The 19,088-nt window shown below is 74.2% G+C and carries 16 protein-coding genes and 1 pseudogene; 13 read left to right on the top strand and 4 right to left on the bottom strand.

The window, feature by feature from the left end:
* Positions 1-80: 80 nt before the first annotated feature.
* From AB0447_RS12990 to AB0447_RS12965, 6 genes are all read left to right on the top strand, one after another.
* A complete protein-coding gene (locus tag AB0447_RS12990) occupies positions 81-1,385 on the top strand; it encodes an O-antigen ligase family protein (protein ID WP_366476768.1) in 1,305 nt (434 codons plus the stop codon).
* A complete protein-coding gene (locus AB0447_RS12985; RefSeq protein ID WP_366476661.1) occupies positions 1,382-3,328 on the top strand; it encodes a lipid II flippase MurJ in 1,947 nt (648 codons plus the stop codon). The genes AB0447_RS12990 and AB0447_RS12985 overlap by 4 nt, the downstream gene beginning before the upstream one ends.
* Complete coding sequence (locus AB0447_RS12980; RefSeq protein WP_366476660.1) at positions 3,318-4,097, top strand: polysaccharide deacetylase family protein; 780 nt, start codon at positions 3,318-3,320, stop codon at positions 4,095-4,097. The genes AB0447_RS12985 and AB0447_RS12980 overlap by 11 nt, the downstream gene beginning before the upstream one ends.
* A complete protein-coding gene (locus AB0447_RS12975) occupies positions 4,094-5,314 on the top strand; it encodes a glycosyltransferase (RefSeq protein ID WP_366476659.1) in 1,221 nt (406 codons plus the stop codon). The genes AB0447_RS12980 and AB0447_RS12975 overlap by 4 nt, the downstream gene beginning before the upstream one ends.
* Positions 5,315-5,411: 97 nt before the next feature.
* Positions 5,412-6,239: a lipopolysaccharide biosynthesis protein gene (locus tag AB0447_RS12970; protein ID WP_366476658.1), complete on the top strand. Its 828-nt coding sequence runs from the start codon at positions 5,412-5,414 to the stop codon at positions 6,237-6,239.
* Positions 6,236-7,381: a GNAT family N-acetyltransferase gene (locus AB0447_RS12965; RefSeq protein WP_366476657.1), complete on the top strand. Its 1,146-nt coding sequence runs from the start codon at positions 6,236-6,238 to the stop codon at positions 7,379-7,381. Before AB0447_RS12970 ends, AB0447_RS12965 begins: the two co-directional genes overlap by 4 nt.
* 560 nt (positions 7,382-7,941) lie before the next feature.
* Here the strand turns inward: AB0447_RS12965 and AB0447_RS12960 are convergent.
* A pseudogene (locus tag AB0447_RS12960) lies at positions 7,942-8,904 on the bottom strand (glycosyl hydrolase); the annotation flags it as partial.
* A 149-nt stretch (positions 8,905-9,053) separates the two neighbouring features.
* On the opposite strand from AB0447_RS12960, the gene AB0447_RS12955 reads away from it, so the two are divergent.
* From AB0447_RS12955 to AB0447_RS12935, 5 genes are all read left to right on the top strand, one after another.
* Positions 9,054-10,364 (top strand): ATP-grasp domain-containing protein, encoded by a 1,311-nt coding sequence (locus AB0447_RS12955; protein WP_366476656.1) that lies wholly within the window; start codon positions 9,054-9,056, stop codon positions 10,362-10,364.
* Positions 10,365-10,492: 128 nt separating this feature from the next.
* Positions 10,493-11,764: an NAD(P)-binding domain-containing protein gene (locus tag AB0447_RS12950; RefSeq protein ID WP_366476767.1), complete on the top strand. Its 1,272-nt coding sequence runs from the start codon at positions 10,493-10,495 to the stop codon at positions 11,762-11,764.
* A 12-nt stretch (positions 11,765-11,776) separates the two neighbouring features.
* Positions 11,777-11,971 carry a hypothetical protein gene (locus AB0447_RS12945; RefSeq protein ID WP_366476655.1) on the top strand — a complete coding sequence of 65 codons (195 nt, stop codon included), beginning with the start codon at positions 11,777-11,779 and terminating at the stop codon, positions 11,969-11,971.
* 12 nt (positions 11,972-11,983) lie between these two features.
* Positions 11,984-14,128, top strand: a complete 2,145-nt coding sequence (locus tag AB0447_RS12940; RefSeq protein ID WP_366476654.1) for a SpoIIE family protein phosphatase — start codon at positions 11,984-11,986, stop codon at positions 14,126-14,128.
* A gap of 70 nt (positions 14,129-14,198) precedes the next feature.
* Positions 14,199-14,369: a hypothetical protein gene (locus AB0447_RS12935; RefSeq protein ID WP_366476653.1), complete on the top strand. Its 171-nt coding sequence runs from the start codon at positions 14,199-14,201 to the stop codon at positions 14,367-14,369.
* A gap of 85 nt (positions 14,370-14,454) precedes the next feature.
* On the opposite strand, the gene AB0447_RS12930 is transcribed toward AB0447_RS12935, so the two are convergent.
* Positions 14,455-14,901 (bottom strand): DUF6299 family protein, encoded by a 447-nt coding sequence (locus tag AB0447_RS12930; protein ID WP_366476652.1) that lies wholly within the window; start codon positions 14,899-14,901, stop codon positions 14,455-14,457.
* Positions 14,902-15,078: 177 nt separating this feature from the next.
* Here AB0447_RS12930 and AB0447_RS12925 point away from each other — a divergent pair, with 177 nt between their 5' ends.
* A complete protein-coding gene (locus AB0447_RS12925) occupies positions 15,079-15,678 on the top strand; it encodes a hypothetical protein (protein WP_366476651.1) in 600 nt (199 codons plus the stop codon).
* Between the two features lie 57 nt (positions 15,679-15,735).
* Positions 15,736-16,230 (top strand): DUF5949 family protein, encoded by a 495-nt coding sequence (locus AB0447_RS12920; protein ID WP_366476650.1) that lies wholly within the window; start codon positions 15,736-15,738, stop codon positions 16,228-16,230.
* 140 nt (positions 16,231-16,370) lie between these two features.
* Here the strand turns inward: AB0447_RS12920 and AB0447_RS12915 are convergent, their stop codons facing one another.
* Entirely contained in the window at positions 16,371-17,615 is a 1,245-nt protein-coding gene (locus tag AB0447_RS12915) for a cytochrome P450 (protein ID WP_366476649.1), read from the bottom strand.
* Positions 17,616-17,676: 61 nt separating this feature from the next.
* Positions 17,677-18,831, bottom strand: coding sequence for a low temperature requirement protein A (locus AB0447_RS12910; RefSeq protein ID WP_366476648.1), 1,155 nt, complete (start codon positions 18,829-18,831; stop codon positions 17,677-17,679).
* Positions 18,832-19,088: the final 257 nt, after the last annotated feature.

Here is a 19,088-nt window from a genome sequence, read left to right as displayed (position 1 = left end):
CGGGCCGGGCCCTGCTGCCCGGTTCGCCCGCTCCACGCGGTTCGCACGGTCCACGCCGTCCGCGCGATCTGCGGGGCCTGCTGCGCCGCCACTGGCCGCTGCTGCCGCTGGCCGCGACGGTCCTCCTGCTGGTCGCGCCGCTGCCGGCCGGTGACGCCACAGCCTCCGGCAAGGTCACCCCGGCCGATGCCGCCTCGCTGCTGCTCGTAGCGGTCTGCGCGGTACGGGCGCTGCGCGGCGAGGTCAACCGGCTGAGCCCCCTGGGTGCGCTGGTGCTGGCGCTGCCCGCGGTCGGGCTGGCGGTGGCCACGGTCACCGCCGGCGACCCGTACGCCGCCCTGCCCGGCTTCGTCCGCTACCTGCAGGTCTTCGTGCTGGTGCCGGCGGCGGTGGTGCTGCTGGTGCGGGACGCGCGGGAGTTCCGGCTGGCCGCCGGCTGCTTCGTGGTGCTGGCGCTGGTGCAGGGCGCGGTGGGCGTGGTGCAGTACGCGACCCACACCGGGGCCTCGTACCAGGGTGAGGACATCCGGGCCGTGGGGACCTTCGGGCCCGGCGACGTGATGGGCATGGCCACCGTGGTGGCCTACGGGCTGGTCATCGCCACCGCCCTCGCCCTCGCCCCGGGCGCCCGGCAGCGGACCCGCCGGCTCGCCGGCGCGGCCGCCCTGCTGCTGATCGTCCCGCTGGTGCTGTCCTTCAGCCGGGGCGCCTGGATCGCGACCTTCGGCGCCGCCCTGCTGGTGATGGTGCTCGCCGGGATCCGGCGGGCGCTGAAGCTGCTGCTCGCCCTGACGGCCGCCGGTGTGGTGCTGGTCGGCGGATTCGGGGTCGGCTCGGACATGATGGCCGAGCGGCTCACCTCCATCACCCAGGTGTCCAGCGCCCCCGACCAGTCGGTCACCGACCGGTACACGATGTGGGCGGCCGCCTCCTCGATGTGGCAGGAGCGGCCCGCCGCCGGGGTCGGCCTGAAGGGCTTCCCGGCCCACCGGGACGGACACTCCTCGCTGGGCCTGTCCTCCGGAAGCGACACCGCGGGCGCCGGCCAGGCGTACGTCCGGCAGCCGCTGCTCTCCCCGCACAACATGTACCTGCTGATCCTCAGCGAGCAGGGCCTGATCGGGCTGACCGCGCTGGCGGGCGGCTGGGCGGTCCTGCTGGTGGCCGGTATCCGCCGGATCGCCGCCCCCGATCCGGCGGCCCGTCCCATCCGGGACTGCGGTCTGGTCGCCATCGGCCTGTTCTTCTGGCAGGTCACCGACTTCCTGTACGCCGACATCGGAGGCCCGTCCACGGTGCTGACCGGAGTGATCATCGGCCTGGCCGCGTGGTGGGCCCTGGGCACGGCCGGTGGAGCCGCCCGTGAGGGTGCGGCCGGCCGGTGACGGATACCACGCCCTGGCGGCCCGCAGCCGCGGCGACCGAACTCGCCGCGGCTGCGGGCCGTCCGCCGCACCCCCCCGAACCGGGCGAGGTCCTGCGCGGGCCCGCCGCCGTCCCGCCGCTCCCGGAGCCCGGGGGCGAGCCGGGCCGCGCCGCCACGGCCCCCGACGCCGCCGGGCCCACGGCCCGGCTCCGGGCGCCCGTCTTCGCCGCACGGACCCGGGAGGACCTCCTGCGCCCCGACCCGTCCGGCTACGGCGACCACCGGCGGCGGGCGGCCGGCGGACCTCCCGGCTCCGGCCCGGGCAGGCCGGCCGGGCAGGGCGACGGCGAGGAGCAGCGGGCCGCGCCCCTGGGCCGGTTCCTCGCCAAGGCCGCCGCGATCACCGCCGGACTGACCGCCGCCGGGGCCGTGTTCGGGCTGGTCCGGGACCAGACCATCGCGCACCTCTTCGGCGCCGGGCCCGACAGCGACGCCTTCCTGATCGCCTGGACCGTGCCCGAGATGGCCTCGACGCTGCTCATCGAGGACGCCATGGCGCTGCTGATGGTGCCCGCCTTCAGCCACGCTCTGGCCCGGCGGTCCGCCAGCCGGGCCGGGCTCACCCGCAGGGAAGCCCGCGCCCAGGACCCGGTACGGCTGCTCGTCGGGGCCACCCTGCCCCGGCTCGTCGTGTTCCTCGCCGCCGTCGCCTCCGTGATGATCGTCGCCGCCCCGCTGGTGGTGGCGATGCTCGCCCCCGGCCTGCCGGACCCCGGGCTGGCCGTGCAGTGCACCCGGCTGACCGCCCTGACCGTCCTCACCTTCGGCATCGCCGGGTACTTCAGCGCCGCCCTGCGCGCCCACCGCTCCTTCCTGCCACCGGCCGCGATCTACGTCTCGTACAACGTCGGGATCATCGGGACGATGGTCGCCCTGCACCAGCTGTGGGGAGTGCGGGCCGCCGCCCTCGGGGTGGCCTGCGGCGGCCTGCTGATGGTCCTCATCCAACTCCCCGCCTTCATCCGGAACGTGGGCTTCGGCCCCTCCCGCACCAAAGGCGCCAGCCGCGCCCAGCGGGACCGGGACCGGCCCACCCTGATCGCCTTCGGGATGATCGCCCCGGTCATCTTCTTCGCCGTCTTCCGGCAGTCGCAGGTCCTCGTCGAACGGTTCCTCGCCGCCTCCCTGCCGCCCGGAGCGATCTCGCACCTGAACTACGCGCAGAAGGTCGCGCAGATGCCGATGGTGCTGTCCCTGATGATCTGCACCGTCACCTTCCCCGTCGTCGCCCAGGCCATGGCCGGCGGGGAACGGGAGAAGGCCCGCCGGCGCGTCGAACAGGACCTCGCACTGGCCTCCCTCGCCGTGCTCATGGGCACCGCCCTCGTCATCGGCTACGCCCCGCAGATCATCCAAGTCCTCTTCGAACGCGGCGCCTTCACCCGCGAGGACACCCTCGCCACCGCCTCCGTCATGCGCGTCTACGGCATCGGACTGCTCGGCCACTGCCTGGTCGGCGCCCTGTCCCGACCCTTCTTCTCCACCACCCGGCCCACCTGGTTCCCGGCCCTCGCCATGGGCGCCGGACTCCTCGTCAACATCCTCGCCGGCGCCTTCACCGCACGCTGGTGGGGCACCTACGGCATCGCCGCCGCCAACGCCGCCGGCATCTCCACCACCGCCGCGCTGCTCCTCACCGGACTCGGCTCCCGGATCATCTCGATCCAGGTCCGCCGGGTCGCCATCAGCCTCGGCCGGCTCTCCGTCGCCGCCGCGGCGGCCTGCGGCACCGGCTGGCTGGCCGGGCCGATGATCCCCGACCCGCTGGTCAGCGCCGCGCTCGGCTGCCTGCTGATCCCCGCCATGTTCGCCGCCACCGGCATGGCCATACGGGCGCTCGAAGTGACCGCCCTGCCCGCCCAGATCGCCCAGCTCACCCAGAGGTTCCGTCATGTCCGCTGACACCGACGCCGCCGCCCTCGCCGCGCCGGACCGGCCCGGCCGCCGCACGGTGGCGCCCTGGGTCCTCATGTACCACTCGGTCGCCGAGTTCACCGACCCGGCCGAAGACCCGTACGGCATCACCGTCACCCCGGCCGCCCTGGAGTCCCAACTGCTGTGGCTGCGCGCCCGCGGCCTGCGCGGGGTGTCGGTCGGCGAACTCCGCCGCGCCCGCGCCGCCGGCCGCGGCGCCGGACTGGTCGGGCTCACCTTCGACGACGGCTACACCGACTTCCTCACCCACGCCCTGCCGCTGCTCCAGCGGCACGACTGCACCGCCACCCTGTTCGTGCTGCCCGGCCGGCTCGGCGTGGACAACGTGTGGGACCCGCTGGGCCCCCGCAAGTCCCTGCTGACCGCCGAAGGCATCCGCGCCGTCGCCGAAGCCGGCCAGGAGATCGGCTCGCACGGGCTCCTGCACCAGCACCTGGGCGCCTGCTCCGACAACGTCCTCCAGCAGGAGCTCCGCGGCAGCCGCGAACTGCTCCGCGAACTCACCGGCAGGCTCCCCGAAGGCTTCTGCTACCCGTACGGCACCATCGACCGCCGGGTCGTCGCCGCCACCCGGGCGGCCGGCTACGCCTACGCCTGCGCCATCGCCCCCGGCCGGCTGGCCGGCCCGCACGCCATGCCGCGCACCCACATCAGCCAGGCCGACGGCCCGTCCCGGCTGCGCGTCAAGCGGCTCCGGCACCAGCTGCGGGAACTGCGCCGGGTGGTGTTCCGGTGAAGGCCCTGCACATCATCACCGGGCTCGGCATCGGCGGCGCCGAGCAGCAACTGCGGCTGCTGCTCCGCCACCTGCCGATGCACTGCGACGTCCTCACCCTCACCAACCCCGGCCCGGTCGCCGAAGGACTGCGCGCCGACGGAGTCCGGGTCGTCCACCTGGGCATGCGCGGCAACCGGGACCTGAAGGCGCTGCCCAGGCTGGTGCGGTTCATCCGGCGCGGCGAGTACGACCTGGTGCACACCCACCTCTACCGGGCCTGCGTGTACGGCCGCCTCGCCGCCCGCCTCGCCGGCGTCGGTGCCACCGTGGCCACCGAGCACTCCCTCGGCGACGGCGAGATCGAGGGCCGCCCGCTGTCCGGCGGGGTCCGCGCCCTGTACCTGGCCAGCGAGCGGCTCGGCGCCGCCACCGTCGCCGTCTCCGACACGGTGGCCGCCCGGCTGCAGGGCTGGGGGGTGCCGGCCGCCCGGGTCCACGTCGTGCCCAACGGCATCGAGGCCGTCCGCTTCCGCTTCGATCCCGCCGTACGCCGGGCCACCCGGGCCCGCACCGGCCTGCCCGAACGGGCCTTCGTTGTCGGCGGGGTGGGCCGGCTGGTGCCCGGCAAACGCTTCGACGCCCTGATCCGGGCGGTGGCCGCACTCCCGGGCGCCCACCTGCTGCTGGTCGGCGACGGACCCGAACGCTCCGCGCTGCGCCGGCTGGCCGCCGAGCTCGGCGCGCAGAGCCGCATCCACCTCCTGGGGGAGCGCGACCCGCTGGGCGACAGCGCCGACGGCCGCACCCCTGGCATCCCGGCCCTGCTCGCGGCCATGGACGTGTTCGTCTCCCCGTCGCGGGAGGAGGCCTTCGGACTGGCGGTCGTCGAGGCGCTCGCCGCCGGGCTGCCCGTCCTGCACGTCACCTGCCCGGCGATCGACGACCTGCCCGCCTCCCAGGCCCCCGGGGCCCGCCGGATCGGCACCGGAACCGAGGAACTCGTCGCCGCCCTCCGCGGCCACATGGAGGCCGGCGCCACCCGGCTGCCGCCGCCCCCGGTGGTCCGCCGCTACGACATCGCGCGCAGCGCCGAGCAACTCCTCGGCGTCTACGCCCAGGCCCTGGGCCCCGGCCGGCTCCCCGCCCACCGCCCGGCCCCGCCGGCCCCGCCGGCCACCGCGGCCGGCACCGGCCCGGCAGGCGGCCCGGCAGGCGGGCCGGCCGAGCGGACCTGACCCGAACACGACCCGACCCGACCGGTCGGACCCGCCCGGACGACCTGACCGCGCGGGCCCGCCCCGAACCACCTACGCCCGAACCCTCCATGAGGAAGTGAGCACGCAGATGGCCAGCACCTCCGACAACAAGAAGGCCGAGCCGCACGCCGAGGCCGGGCCCGGGACCCGGGCGGAACGGCGCGCCGCACGCGGCGACGGAAAGCCCAAGGCCGCCCCGCGCAGACTGCGCGGCCGGCTGCTCCCGCCGCCCGCCTGGTGGCCGCTGCCCGTCTGCGCCCTGCTCGGGCTCGCGGCCGGCGGCGCGTACGGGGTCCTCAAGGCACCCGAGTACGCCGCCACCAGCTATGTGGTGGCAGTCCCCGACGAGACCACCGAACCGGCCACCGCCCTCGGCTTCGCCCAGGCCTACGCGCGCATCGCCACCAGCAGCGCCACCCTCGCCTACGCCCAGCCGCGGGCCGGTCTCACCGCGCAGGAGCTGCGCACCCAGGTGCTGGCCGAGACCTCCCCCGAGTCGCCGATGATCGCCATCACCGGCACCTCGAAGAGCCCCGCCCAGGCCGCCGACATCGCCAACGCGGTCGCCGACGCCCTCTCCCTCAGCAGCAACCAGGCCGCCAAGAACACCGGCGTGCAGCTGCTGCTGTTCAACCAGGCCGTCGCCCCCACCGACCCCGCCTCCCCGTCCGCCCCGATCAGCGGCGCCGTCGGGCTCTGCGCGGGCGGGCTGGCCGGCGGGCTGTGGCTGCTGGCCCGGCCCGCCCGGCGCCGCACCGACGAAACGGGGACCGCCGAAACCCGGACCGGTGAATCCCGGACGGGCGACGAGGCCGGCGAGGTGTACGTGACCTCGCTGCCCGCCCAGGGCGATGGCGCCGACGCCGCCACCGGCCCGGTGAAGGAGAAGGAGCCCGCGCGATGAGCGGGGGCTCCACCGAGGCCCTGACGGTGACGCTCTGCCGCGACCCCCGCCAGTTCGCGGCACTGGAGCAGCCCTGGAACCGGCTCGTGCGCAGCTGCCCCACCGCCACCCCCTTCCAGAGCCACGCCTGGCTGCACTCCTGGTGGCTGTCGTACGGGCGGGACGGGCGGCTGCGCACCGTACTGGTCCGGCGCGACGGCGAGCTGGTGGGCGCGGCCGCGCTGATGCTCGTACACCGGCCGCTGCCGCTGCTGGTCCCGCTCGGCGGGGGCATCACCGACTACTTCGACGTCCTGGTGGACTCCGCGCACGCCGAGGAGGTGCTGCCGGCCCTGGCCCGCGGACTGCACCGGGCGGCCCGGGGCGCGGTGGTGGACCTGAGGGAGGTCCGGCCGGGCGCCGCCGCCGAGGGCCTGTACGACATGTGGCCGGGCGGCGCCCGCAGCAGGCTGACGGACTCCGCCTGCATGGAGCTGCCCGTGCTGCCCTTCGACGACCTCGTCAAGCGGATGCCGACGGCCGGCGCCCAGCGGGTCCGGGCCAAGCTGCGCAAGGTGGACGCGGCCGGGATCGAGGAGCACGAGGTCACCGAGCAGGAAGTGCCGCGCGCCGTCCGGTCCTTGCTGCGGCTGCACGAGAAGCAGTGGCGCGGGCGCGGGGTGACCCCGGAGCACCTCAAGCCGCGGTTCGCCGAGCACCTGACCCGGGCCACCCGGCGGATGGTGCGCAGCGGCCACGGCCGGCTCACCGAGTTCCGGCTGGACGGGAAGGTGGTCGCCGCCAACGTGACCCTGCTGTCCTCCGGGCTGAGCGGCGGGTACCTGTACGGGGCCGATCCCGAACTGCGGGAGAAGAAGGTGGACGTGGCGACGCTGCTGCTGCGCCACGAGGCCCGGCGGGCGCTGGCGGACGGGCGGGAGGTGGTGAGCTTCCTGCGCGGGACCGAGCCGTACAAGAACCACTGGCGGCCGGAGGTGGTGGTCAACCAGCGGCTGCTACTGGCCACGGCCCCGCTCGCGCCCCTGCTGCGGCTGCACGAGTCGCAGGTGGCGGGACGCGAGCGGGCGGTGGACGCGCTGCGGGAGGCCCTGCCGGCCGCCCGGGACTGGCGGGCGCGGCTGAACGAGCTGCGGGTCCGGTGACGGGGCTAGAAGGGCCACCGCCAGTCGAGCTTGACGCAGAAGGTCTGGTTGCCGACGAGCTTGCTGAGCCATTCGCCGAAGTTGAGCGGGACGCACCACTCGTTGTTGTTGAGCGGCGGCTGCGGGGGCGTCGTCGGGGCGGGCGGTGCGGTCGGCGTGGGCACCAGGGGGGTGGGCGTGGGCGGAACCGGCGTCGGGACGGCCGGCGAGGGTGTGGGCACGTCCGGGCTCGGTGCGTCCGGGCTCGGCTCGGGCGGGCTCGGCTCGGCCGGCGACGGGGTCGGTACGTCCGGGGTGGGGAACACGACGGGCGGCTCCGGCGTGGGCTCGAGCGGCGACGGGGTCGGGACGACCGGCGTCGGGAGCGGCCGCGGGACGTCCGGGGGCGGGATGTCGGGCGTCGGAACCTGGGGTGTGGGGACGACCGGCGTCGGGACGACCGGCGTCGGGACGACCGGCGTCGGGACGACCGGCGTCGGGATGACCGGCGTCGGTACGACGGGCGTGGGTACGACCGGTGTGGGCACGACCGGGGTCGGGAGCGGCCGCGGGCGCTCCCTCAGCAGCTCGCGGAACACCCGGCTGGACCGCGGGTTCACCTTGCACTGCCACACTCCGTGCGGGCAGTAGTCCGTGATGGTGTGGTAGATCGGCTTCTCCTGCTCGATCCACTTCAGCATGCGCCGCATGTACTCCGGGTTGTCCCCGTTCCGGAACAGCCCCCACTCGGGGAACGAGATCCGCTTCCCGTGTGCCTTCGCGAAGTCGGCGTGGTGCTGGAGCCCGTACGGCTGGGTGATGTGCTCGTCGAAGGAGCGGCCGGGGCCCTGGTCGTACGAGTCCATCCCGATGATGTCGACGACGTCGTCACCGGGGTAGCAGCGGGTCCAGGCGATCGCGTCCGTCCCCCGGTTCGGGGTGAAGTCGAACCGGAACTCCTGCCCCGGCACCGAGCGCATCGCCTTGACGATCCGCCTCCAGTACACCTTCCAGTTCTCCGGGTCCGGAGCGCACCGGTGGGTGTAGGTGACGCCGTTCATCTCCCAGCCCAGCACGATCACCGTGTCCGGCACGCCCAGGTCCACCAGCCGCTCGGCCAGCTTCTTGAAGTGCGCGTCGTAGTACCCCGCGGCGCCCGCCCTGATCAGCTGGGCCACCTGCCAGTCCGACACCCGGCCCTCGTTGCGCTCCTGCATGGGCACGTTGAGGACGAACATGCGCTCCGGGTCGGCCCGGCGCCATTCGGCCCAGTCCTCCAGGAAGTTCGGGGCGCCCTCGATGTTCGACCAGCGGTCGCCGGGCAGATAGGTGTGTCCGACCCGGATCTCCTTGCCGCCCAGCCAGTAGGACAGCGCCTGGATCCGGGCCACTCCGGCCGGCCCGTAGTCCAGATACGCGCCCATCGCGGTCTCGGAGTCCGCGGACTCCTCCTCCGGTGCCGCGAGCGCGGCGCCGGTGGCGAGCAGCCCGGCCGTCGCCGTGCCGATGCAGGCAGTCGCCAGTCTGCGGCGTGGTCCGGGCATGACGCCTCCAGGGCTTCCTGAATAGGTGTGCTTACCAAAGACGTTAGGCATCAGATGCGATGAACGGCTTGTCCGATGACTGGCTGGTAGGCCATTCGCAGCTGCGCACACCTCCCGCTTGGTCCGACTAGGTGAAAGACACCGTTCCCATGCACGCGTTCGCCACAGATGCGCCGGCTGTCCTGCTCAGGCTCGACCGGAATCCCTTCCATCACGGCACCCTCGGAGCGGCCCGCTCCCTCGGCCGCCGGGGCGTGGAGGTCCATGCGGTCGTGGAGGCCGGCGGCGGCCCGCTGGCCCGCTCCCGGTACCTGCGCACGGCTCATGCCGGACCGTCAGGTCCCGACGCGCTGCTGGAGTGCCTGACCGGGGTGTCGGAGCGGATCGGGCGGCCGGCGGTGCTGATCGCCATGGACGACATGAGCGCCATCACGGTCTCCCGCCTCGCGCCCCGGCTCGACGGCCGGTTCCGGATCCCGCACCAGCCGGACGGGCTGCCGGAACGGGTCGCGGACAAGGCCGAACTCGCCGCGCTGTGCGCACGCTGGGACATTCCGCATCCGGAGACGGTGGTCCCGGAGAGCGGCCCGGAGGCCGCGGAGGCGGCCTGGCGGCTCGGGCTGCCGGTGGTGGCGAAGTGGAGCCGGCCCTGGCTGCTGCCGGCCGGCGGCGCGCTGCGCAGCACCACCCTGGTGCACACCGCCGCCGAGGCCCGGCGGCTGTACGAGCGTTCGGCCGAGGCGGGCAGCCGGCTGCTGCTCCAGCGGTTCCTGCCGGCCGGCCCGGACACCGACTGGTTCTTCCACGGCTGCTTCAGCCGGGACGGCCGGCCGCTCCTCGCCGGGTCCGGCCGCAAGGAGCTGTCCTGGCCGGTGCGGACCGGGCTCACGGCGGTGGGCCGCTGGCTGCCGGATCCGTCCGTGGAGGAGGCGGGGCTGCGGCTCGCCGCGCGCCTGGGCTACCAGGGGATCCTGGACCTCGACTTCCGCCGCGACGAGCGCGGCTGCTTCCGGCTGGTGGACTTCAACCCCCGGCCGGGCGCCCAGTTCCGGCTGTTCACCGACCCGTCCGGGCTGGACGTGGTGCAGGCGATGTACCTCGACCTCACCGGTCAGCACACCCCGGAGCCGGCCGGTGTCCCCGGCCGGGTCTTCATCGCCGAGAACTACGCCCTGCTGGCGGCCCTGCGGGGGGCCGGGTTGCCGGGCCGTCCGCAGGGCGGGGGCGTCGAGGCCGCCTGGTTCGCGCTCGACGATCCGCTGCCGTTCCTGGCGATGATCGCCGCGTTCCTGGGGCGCGGCGTACGGAAGGCGGCGAGCCGGCTGTGGGACGCGCTCCGCGGGTTCCCCGCCCACGGCCGGCGAACGGCGCGCGCCGTGGTCCGTACGCCCCGCCAGCGCGGCCGCGAGCTCCCCGCGCAGGCCACCCCGGCCGAGCCGGACGAACTCGTGGTGCGCTGACCCCGGCTGACGGCGGGTGAGGGTCCGCGCGGTGCCGGGGCGTCGCGCGGAGTCACCCGCACGAGGGATACGGGGCCGGAGCGGAGTGAACGGCGGGTCCGCACGGAAGGGGAAGAGACGTGAAGCGCATGGACGATCTCGTGGTGGTCGGCGCGGGGCCGTACGGGCTGTCGATCGCGGCCCATGCCGCGGCGGCCGGGCTGCGCGTCCGGGTGCTGGGCCGCGCCATGGCCTCCTGGCGCGACCACATGCCCGAGGGCATGTTCCTGAAGTCCGAGCCCTGGTCCTCCAGTCTGTCGGCGCCGGGCGGCCGCCACACCCTCGCCGAGTACTGCGCCACCCGCGGGATCGCGGCCGAGCACGGCAGCCCGCTGCCGATCGGCACGTTCAGTGCGTACGGGCTGTGGTTCGCCCGGCAGGCCGGGCCCGAGGTGGAGGAGCGGACCGTCACCGCCGTGACCCCGCACGGGGCCGGGTTCCGGATCGGCACGGCCGAAGGGCCGCCGTTGTTCAGCCGGACCGTGGTCCTGGCCGTCGGGGTGATGCCCTTCGTCAACCTGCCCGCCACCCTCGGCGAGCTGCCGCCCGGGCACTGCTCGCACAGCAGCGCCCACCGGGACCTCGGCCGGTTCGCCGGGCAGGACGTGGCGGTGCTCGGCGCCGGCCAGGCCGCCCTGGAGACCGCCGCGCTGCTCGCCGAGGCCGGGGCCCGGCCGACACTGATCGCCCGGCGCCACCGGCTGAACTGGAACACCGTGCCGCAGCCGCTTCAGCGCCCGCTGCTGCGCTCCCTGCGCGACCCGCACAGCGGCCTCGGCACCGGCTGGCGCAGCTGGGTCTGGTCCGAGCTGCCCTGGGCGGTGCGCCGGCTGCCCGCCCCGACCCGGGAGCGGATCGCGGCCACCGCGCTCGGCCCGGCCGGGGCCTGGTGGCTGCGGGAGCGGTTCGAGCGGCAGGTGCCGGTGCTGCTGGGACACACCCTGCACCGGGCCGTCCCGGTGGGCGGGCGGACCCTGCTGGGCCTGACCACCGCCGCGGGCGAGTCGGTCGTACGGGAGGTCGGGCACGTCATCGCGGCGACCGGGTTCACCCCGGACCTCGGCCGGCTGGAGCTGCTGGACGCGGGGCTGCGCGCGGCCCTGCGGACGGTCGGGGAAGCCGGCCGGACCCCCGAGCTGAACCCGTGGTTCGAGTCCTCCTATCCGGGACTGTTCTTCGCCGGACTGCTGACGGCTCCCTCATTCGGCCCTTCCATGCGATTCGTGCACGGAGCGGGCTTCGCTGCGGGGAAACTGGTAGCAGGAGTCCGCAGGCGTCTCGGCGCCCGGGTCCCGCCGCCCGGCTCGGCCGGGCGGCGGGCGGCGGACGACCAGGACGACCTGTCCACGGTGCAGCGGTGAGAGGGGTCCGTGATGAGCCGGGAGCGAGCACAGGGGCGCGGCTGGGTACGCATTCCCGCGAGCCGTGCGGAACAGCCCGTCGGCCCGGCGCCCACGATCTACATGTCCCTCGTCAAACGCTGGCGGGAGGCCGGACGCACCCTTCCGGGTCATCCTGACGAGGAGTGGGAGCGGCTGATCTCCCAGCCGTCCTGGCCCGGCCCTTAGGTGGTGTGTCCCATGGCAGCGCAGGAAGGTCAGGGGCAGGAGACAGGGCAGGGCACGGGACGGGACCCAGGGCGGGAGAGCGGGCGGCAGACGGGGCCGGAGCGGGTCCGGGCGCACGGCACGGTGACCGGGCCGGGCGAGCGGCTCGCGCTGAACGGCATGGGCAGTTTCGAGTGGGACCTGCACGCGGGCACCCTCGATCTGGACCCGGCCGGAATGGTGGTCTTCGACCTGGGCCCGGGGGAGTTCGACGGCACCCCGGAATCGCTCGGGCGGCGGATCCCGCCGGAGGACTCGCTGCGGCTCTCCGAGGTGGTGCAGGCCGCGCTGGACGCGGGGGAGCACACGTACGGCTCGTACTTCACGGTGCGGCGGCGCAACGGCACCGAGCAGTGGACCCACACCCAGGGCCGGATCCTGAGGGACCGGGACGGCGGGCCGCAGCGGATCGTCGGGGTGGTGCGCGACGCGACGGCCGAGCTCGCCCACTCCGAACTGCTGCGCAAGCTGGAGGCGGCCCGGGCCAAGCAGACCACGATCGTGCAGCGGACCACGGAGGCGCTGTCCCGGGCGGTGACCGTGGACGATGTCACGGCGGTGCTGACCGGGGCGGGGGCGCTGGAGCGGCTGGGCGCGGACGGACTGGCGCTGGGCCTGGTGGAAAACGGCACCATCAAGATCATCGCGCTGAGCGGGGAGTCGCTGGAGATCCTCAACCAGCGCCGGTTCACCCGGCTGGACGGCGATCTGCCGCTGTCGAAGGCCGTGATCACGCGGACGGCCCGCTTCGTCACCTCGATGTCCGAGCTGGCCGCCGAGTTCCCGCACATCGAGCCCTACGTCCGGGCCATCGCCTTCGACGCGGCCGCCTACCTGCCGCTGATCGCGCAGGCCAAGGCGATCGGCGGGCTGGTGCTCTTCTACCGGCGGCGCAGCGAATTCAGCCCGGAGGAACGGAACCTGACGCTGGGCCTGGCCGGCATCGTCGCCCAGTCCCTCCAGCGGGCGCTCCTCTTCGACCAGGAACGCGAGTTCGCCACCGGCCTTCAGGCCGCCATGCTGCCGCGCCGGATTCCCGGCATCACCGGCGGGGAGATCGCGGTGCGGTACCACTCCGCGTGGAGCGGGCGGGAGGTCGGCGGCGACTGGTACGACGTGATCGCGCTGCCCCGGGACCGGGTAGGGATCGTGGTCGGCGACGTCCAGGGACACGACACCCACGCGGCGGCGATCATGGGCCAGCTGCGGATCGCGCTGCGCGCGTACGCGGGGGAGGGGCACCCGCCGTCCACCGTCCTCGCCCGCGCCTCCCGGTTCCTCGCGGAGCTCGACACGGAACGTTTCGCCACTTGTACGTACGCCCAGGTCGACCTGGAGACCGGCGGCGTACGGGCGGTCCGCGCGGGCCACCTCGGACCGCTGATCCGGCACACCGACGGCCGCACCGGCTGGCCCAACCTGCGCGGCGGCCTGCCGCTCGGCCTCGCCTCCGTCTTCGAGCAGGAGGAGTTCCCGGAGACCCGGCTCGACCTCGTGCCCGGCGAGACCCTGGTGCTGTGCACGGACGGCCTGGTCGAGGAGCCGGGCACGGCGATCACGGCGGGCATGGAAGCGCTGGCCCACGCGGTGCGGAGCGGCCCGCAGGAGGCCGGGGCGCTCGCCGACCACCTCCTGGACCGGCTGTGGGAGCGCTGGGGCTCGGGCGACGACGTGGCCCTGCTGGTGCTGCGCCGGGCCCCGGACCCGGGCACCCACCGGGCCCCGCGGATCCACCAGTACGTCCACCAGGCCGACCCGGAGGGCCTGTCCGAGGCCCGTTTCGCGCTGCGCCAGGCACTGCGCGACTGGGGCATGCCGGCGCTGGCCGACGACGTGGAACTCGCGGCCGGCGAGCTGCTGGTCAACGCCCTGCTGCACACCGACGGCGGCGCGGTCCTGACCATGGAGGTGCTGCCGGAACCGGTCCGCAAGGTCCGCCTGTGGGTCAAGGACCGCTCCAGTGTCTGGCCGCGCCGCCGCAGCCCCGGCGAGGCGGCCACCACGGGCCGCGGACTGCTCCTGGTGGACGCCCTGGCCTCGCACTGGGGGGTCGAGTCCCGGGGCGACGGCAAGGCGGTCTGGTGCGAGTTCGACGCACCGGTGGACGGCGGTGGGTGACCGAACGGACGCGTCGGGTTGTGGCGGGAGCCGCCCGGGGTGACCATGCGGGCATGAGACGGAACCGGCCATGAAGCGGGTGAGGGGCGGCACCGTGACCGCCCTGCTCGCCCTGGTGTTGCTGCTGGTGGTGGTCGCCGTGCCGACGGCCCTCGACCCGGCGACGGACCCGCAGGCGGGCCCGCCGTGCCAGGCGGTGGCCTTCATGTCGATGCTCGGCGCAGGGCCGGAGTGCCCGTAGCCCGGACTGCAGGTGGTGCCCGTAGCCCGGACTGCCGGTGGCCCGGACTGCCGGTAGCGGCGGCTACCGGCCCTCGGTGCCCGGGTCAGCCCTTGCGCTCGACCAGCTCGACGTCCCGGTGCTCCTCAGCCACGTACGAGACGTGCGGGATCAGGCCGCCGCTGGGGCGCACCGACTGGAGCCGGACCTCCGCTCCGGCACCGCCGGGGTGGATGTTCGGGGTCATCCGGAGCGAGCCGGTGGCCGACCACTTGCGCTGTTCGCCGTCGCAGACCGCCTCCTCCCCGCCGAAGCCCAGCCGGGTGCCGTCCTGCACGATCGTCGCCGAGATCTGAACCGCCCCAGAGGGTGACGGGGTCGTGCAGCGGTAGGTCCCGGAAAGAGTGACGGTGCCGTTCTCGGAGATATGTCCGTACGGCTGTACGGAAATCTCATTACCGAATGCGCCGGCACTCGCAGGGGCGGTGAATGCCGCTGCCGCCGCAACCGCGGAGACCGCTGCCAGAGCCAGTCGGGGGGTGGTAATTCGCATGAATCCTCCGGATGTCATGGGTTGTTGCAGGGGTTGTCCCCGGGCGGGTGGGAATCCGCCGGAACGAATTGTGCTGGCCCGGCACTGGCAACTCACCCGGCGCGCTCGTGTCGCTGTGTGCAATTGCCCGCTCGGCCGCGTGAGACTGGCCGTAATACGTCCCCCGAAGGGATCCTCATGCGCCACTTCGCCGCCCCCGCCTGCCTCGCCCTGCTCCCGGTCCTGCTGCTCGGTGCCACGGCCTGCTCCGGCAGCCCGCAGGGCGCCACCCTCGCCCCGGCCGCCGCCCCCGCCGTCCCGGTGGACGACAACGCGCCCGGTGCCGACGAGGAGCTCCCGGCCGACGCCCCCCGCTCCACCGCCAAGGACGCGCACGTCGGAGAGGCGGTGCGGGTGCGCGGCCGCCAGGTGGGCCGCCACCTTCAGGCCGTACTCAACGCCTACGTGGACCCGGCCGTCAGCGTGGACAAGGAGTACGCCCCGCCCGCCGGCAAGCGCTGGGTCGGCGCCGGCATGTCCTTCGTCAACGTCGGCGGAGCGACGTACGGGTCGCTCGGACGCATGTGGGCGCACGACAGCGCGGGACAGCGCTATCCGTCCATCGCCACCGGGGAGCTCACCACCGGCAAACCGCTCGTCTTCGATTCCCTCTCGGTCGGTGACCGGGCGGAGGGATGGGTGGTGTTCGAAATTCCGGAAAACGCGCGCATTGTGCGCCTCCAGTACCAGGACGCGAACACCCAGGCGAATTCCGGAGAAGGATTCTGGACGGTCTAGCCCGCGCGGGTGAATGGCCGTGAAAGGGCCCGGGGAAAGACCACTAGGGTGCGGCGCATGACTTCAACTCACGCCGAAATCGACCGGTCCCACCTCGGCACCCTTTCGGTGCTCGCGTGGATCGGCGACCCCGCGGACGGCCACGACATCCCGTACCTCCTCGCCTACACCCTCGGCGACGGCCCGGGTGGCCGGGAGAAGGGCGAGGAGGCGGCCCGCGCGCTGCTGGAGGAGATCGGCCTGCCGATCGGCGACGTCGTGCTCGACGGAACCCGCAACCCCTCCTCCTTCCCGGTCCGGGTGCTGCTCGCGGGCGACCAGGTCGCCCTCACCCTGCCCGGCCTCAACGCCCGGTGCACCGCCCCGCCGGAGTGGGTGGCCGCCGCCGACGAGAGCGGGCAGGTCTACTTCCTCTTCGGCACCCGGGCCTGGCCCGAGGCAGTCCCCGGCCAGCCGGTGACCGCCGAGATGCTCCAGGCGTACGCGGGCGACGAGGCGGTCCTGACCGGCAGCGCGCACTGCGTGCTGCGCGTGGAGCGGCTGCAGAACTAGCCCGGCGCCGGGCCGTCCCGCCCGCCCTGGTCCACCGGCCGCCGGGCTCCCAGCCTGCCCGGCGGCCGGTACTCCGTACGACCGGTGCTCCGGTGCTCCGTACGGCCGGTGCTCCGTACGCCCGGCCCGCGCGATCGGGGTCAGTGCTCGAACGCGAACTTCAGCGAGCGGACCCGGTTGTCGAAGTTCGAGCCCGCCAGATCCGGCAGCCCCACCGCCCGCAGCCCGCGCGGCCGGGTCAGCAACTCGCGGAACAGCGCCTTCATCTCCACCCGGGCCAGATGAGCACCCAGGCAGAAGTGCGGTCCGCCACCGCCGAACCCCAGGTGCGGGTTGGGGGAGCGGGTGATGTCGAAGGCGTCCGGGTCGGGGAACACCGACTCGTCCCGGTTGGCGGAGGCGTAGTACAGCACCACCTTGTCGCCCGGCCGGAACAGGTGCCCGCCCAGCCGGTGTTCGGCCGTCACCGTGCGACGGAACTGGATGATCGGCGTCGAGTGCCGGATCATCTCGTCGACCGCGCCGTCCGCGTACGCCTCGAAGTCGGAGAGCAGCAGATCCCGTTGGTCGGGATGGTCGGTCAGCAGGCTCAGCCCGTGCGTGATCGCGTTCCGGGTGGTCTCCACCCCCGCCACCATCAGCAGCGAGAAGAACGCGCCGAGCTGCCGGGCCCCGAGCGCCTGCCCGTCGACGTCCGCGCACACCAGGGCGGAGATCAGGTCGTCCGAGGGGTTGCGGCGCCGGTCCCGGCCGATGCCCGCCACCATCCGCTGCATCCGGGCCAGCGCCCGCAGCCCCCGGCCGGGAATCCGCAGCCGGTCGGCCAGGCCGCGCTCCACCCCGATGTTCTCGGAGGCGTGGTTGACCCGGTCGGCGATCTCCGGCCGGTAGTGCTCGGGAATCCCCATCATGTTGCAGATCACCTCCAGCGGCAGCCGGGAGGCGACGGCCTCGACGAACTCCTCGGGCCGGCCCGCCAGTACGTCGTCCACGATCCGCGCGGCCACGGCATGGATGTCGGCCTCGGCCGCGGCCAGCAGCCGGGGCGTGAACGCCCGCTGGACGATCTTCCGCAGACGGGCGTGGTCGGCACCGTCCAGATTGACCATCGAGTCCCCGAACAGCGCCCGCACCCAGCGGGCCGGCTCCGGCGTGGTCACCCCGGGCGCGCTCGCGAACACCTTCGGGTTCCGGCTGGCCTCCTGCACGTCCGCGTGCCGGACCAGTGCCCAGTGGCCGCGGCCGCGGCCCTCGGCGAAGTACCGGGGCCCGTCCAGCGCCCGCAGCCGGGCGAACGCGGCCAGCCGGGCGGCCGGGGGCTGCTGCCAGAACGCCGGGTCGGCGAGATCCTGTTGCTGCGCCGGAAACGCCGGGATTCCAGTCATGGGCACGCCTCTCTCTGTCGCCGGCCCCGTCACCGTCTGCGCCGGGCAGGGCCCGCGGTTCTCACGCTCCAGAACGCGCCCGCTGGGTCAGGGTTACGCCCACCGCGACGGTGGCGGCGGCGACCAGACCGGTCCACAGCACCGCGTACGCGCCCGTCCAGGCACAGGCCAGTACCACCACCGCGGCCACCGGCAGCACCAGCTGCTGGGCGGTGCCCCGCTTGAAGTGCCGGGCGTGCAACATCCACACGGTGAGCAGGAACAGGGCGGCGGGCACGGTCACCGACAGGTTGGCGGCCACCGTGGAAACATGGGCCTTGCCCACCGCCTGCTCGACGGCCACCTCGATGCCCGCCCCGATCGCGGCCGCCGAGGCCAGGATCACGAAGTGCCCGTACCCCCACGGGATGGCCTCCCGGTTGCTGCGCAGCCGGTCGTGGGCGGGCACCGCGAAGTAGATCCACCAGGCCGCGAACACCAGCAGCAGACCGCCCGCGGCGATGGGCAGCAGCAGGTCCAGCGCCTCGTGCTCGTCCAGCGCCGACTGCACCGCGACGGTGGCCGCCGCGATCGTCTCGCCCAGCACGATGATGGTGAACAGCCCGTACCGCTCGGCGATGTGGCGCGGATGCCACGGCGTCTGGTGGTCGCGCTCGGCGACCACCGGCACCATCAGCTCCGCCGCCACCAGCACCAGGAACAGCCACCGGCGGCTGTCCTCCGGGGCCGCGAGCATCGCCGTCCAGCCGGCCTGGCAGATGACCAGCCCGATCGCGTAGGTGAGGGCGCAGCGCCGGGCGGGCCCCTCCTCGCCGTGCGCGGCGCGCAGCCACTGCGCGGTCAGCGCGATGCGCATCACCAGGTAGCCGATGACCGCGACGGTCCAGTCGTTGTCGTTGAAGGCGCGCGGGATGCCCGCCGAATAGACCAGCACTCCGGCGATCTGCACCAGGGTGGCGATCCGGTACGGCACGTCGTCGATGTCGTAGGCCGAGGCGAACCAGGTGAAGTTCATCCAGGCCCACCACACCCCGAAGAACACGAACAGATAGCCCGTGATCCCGGCCCCGACGTGGTGCTCGGCGAGTGCGTGCACCAGCTGTTTGCCGGCCTGCGCCACCGCGACCACGAAGCACAGGTCGAAGAACAGCTCCAGCGGGGTCGCCGCCCGATGGGCTTCTTCACGGCTCCGGGCGGTCATCGGTACGTACGCCATACCGCCCAGCACACCAGCCGTACGGGGCCGACGAGGCGAGGCGCGCGGCCCGCAGGGCTCCGGTACCCCGGGCTGACCAATGGCGTGGGGGCGAAGGACTTTGTCCCGTCGCCCCGACGACGTTCTCCCCTGACGCGGCCGGGGACGCGAGGCGGAACCCGGACGCCGGCCTGCCGCTGCTCATCAAGAGCAACTTCGAGGCCCAGGGCTACCACGCCACCACCTATGCCTGGCTCGGCCCCTTCGTCGGCGCGCTG

Source organism: Streptomyces sp. NPDC051211 (assembly GCF_040689505.1).
Classification (GTDB): domain Bacteria; phylum Actinomycetota; class Actinomycetes; order Streptomycetales; family Streptomycetaceae; genus Streptomyces.
Note: the sequence above shows the minus strand (reverse complement) of the source record. Positions and strands in the feature narration are given on the sequence as shown.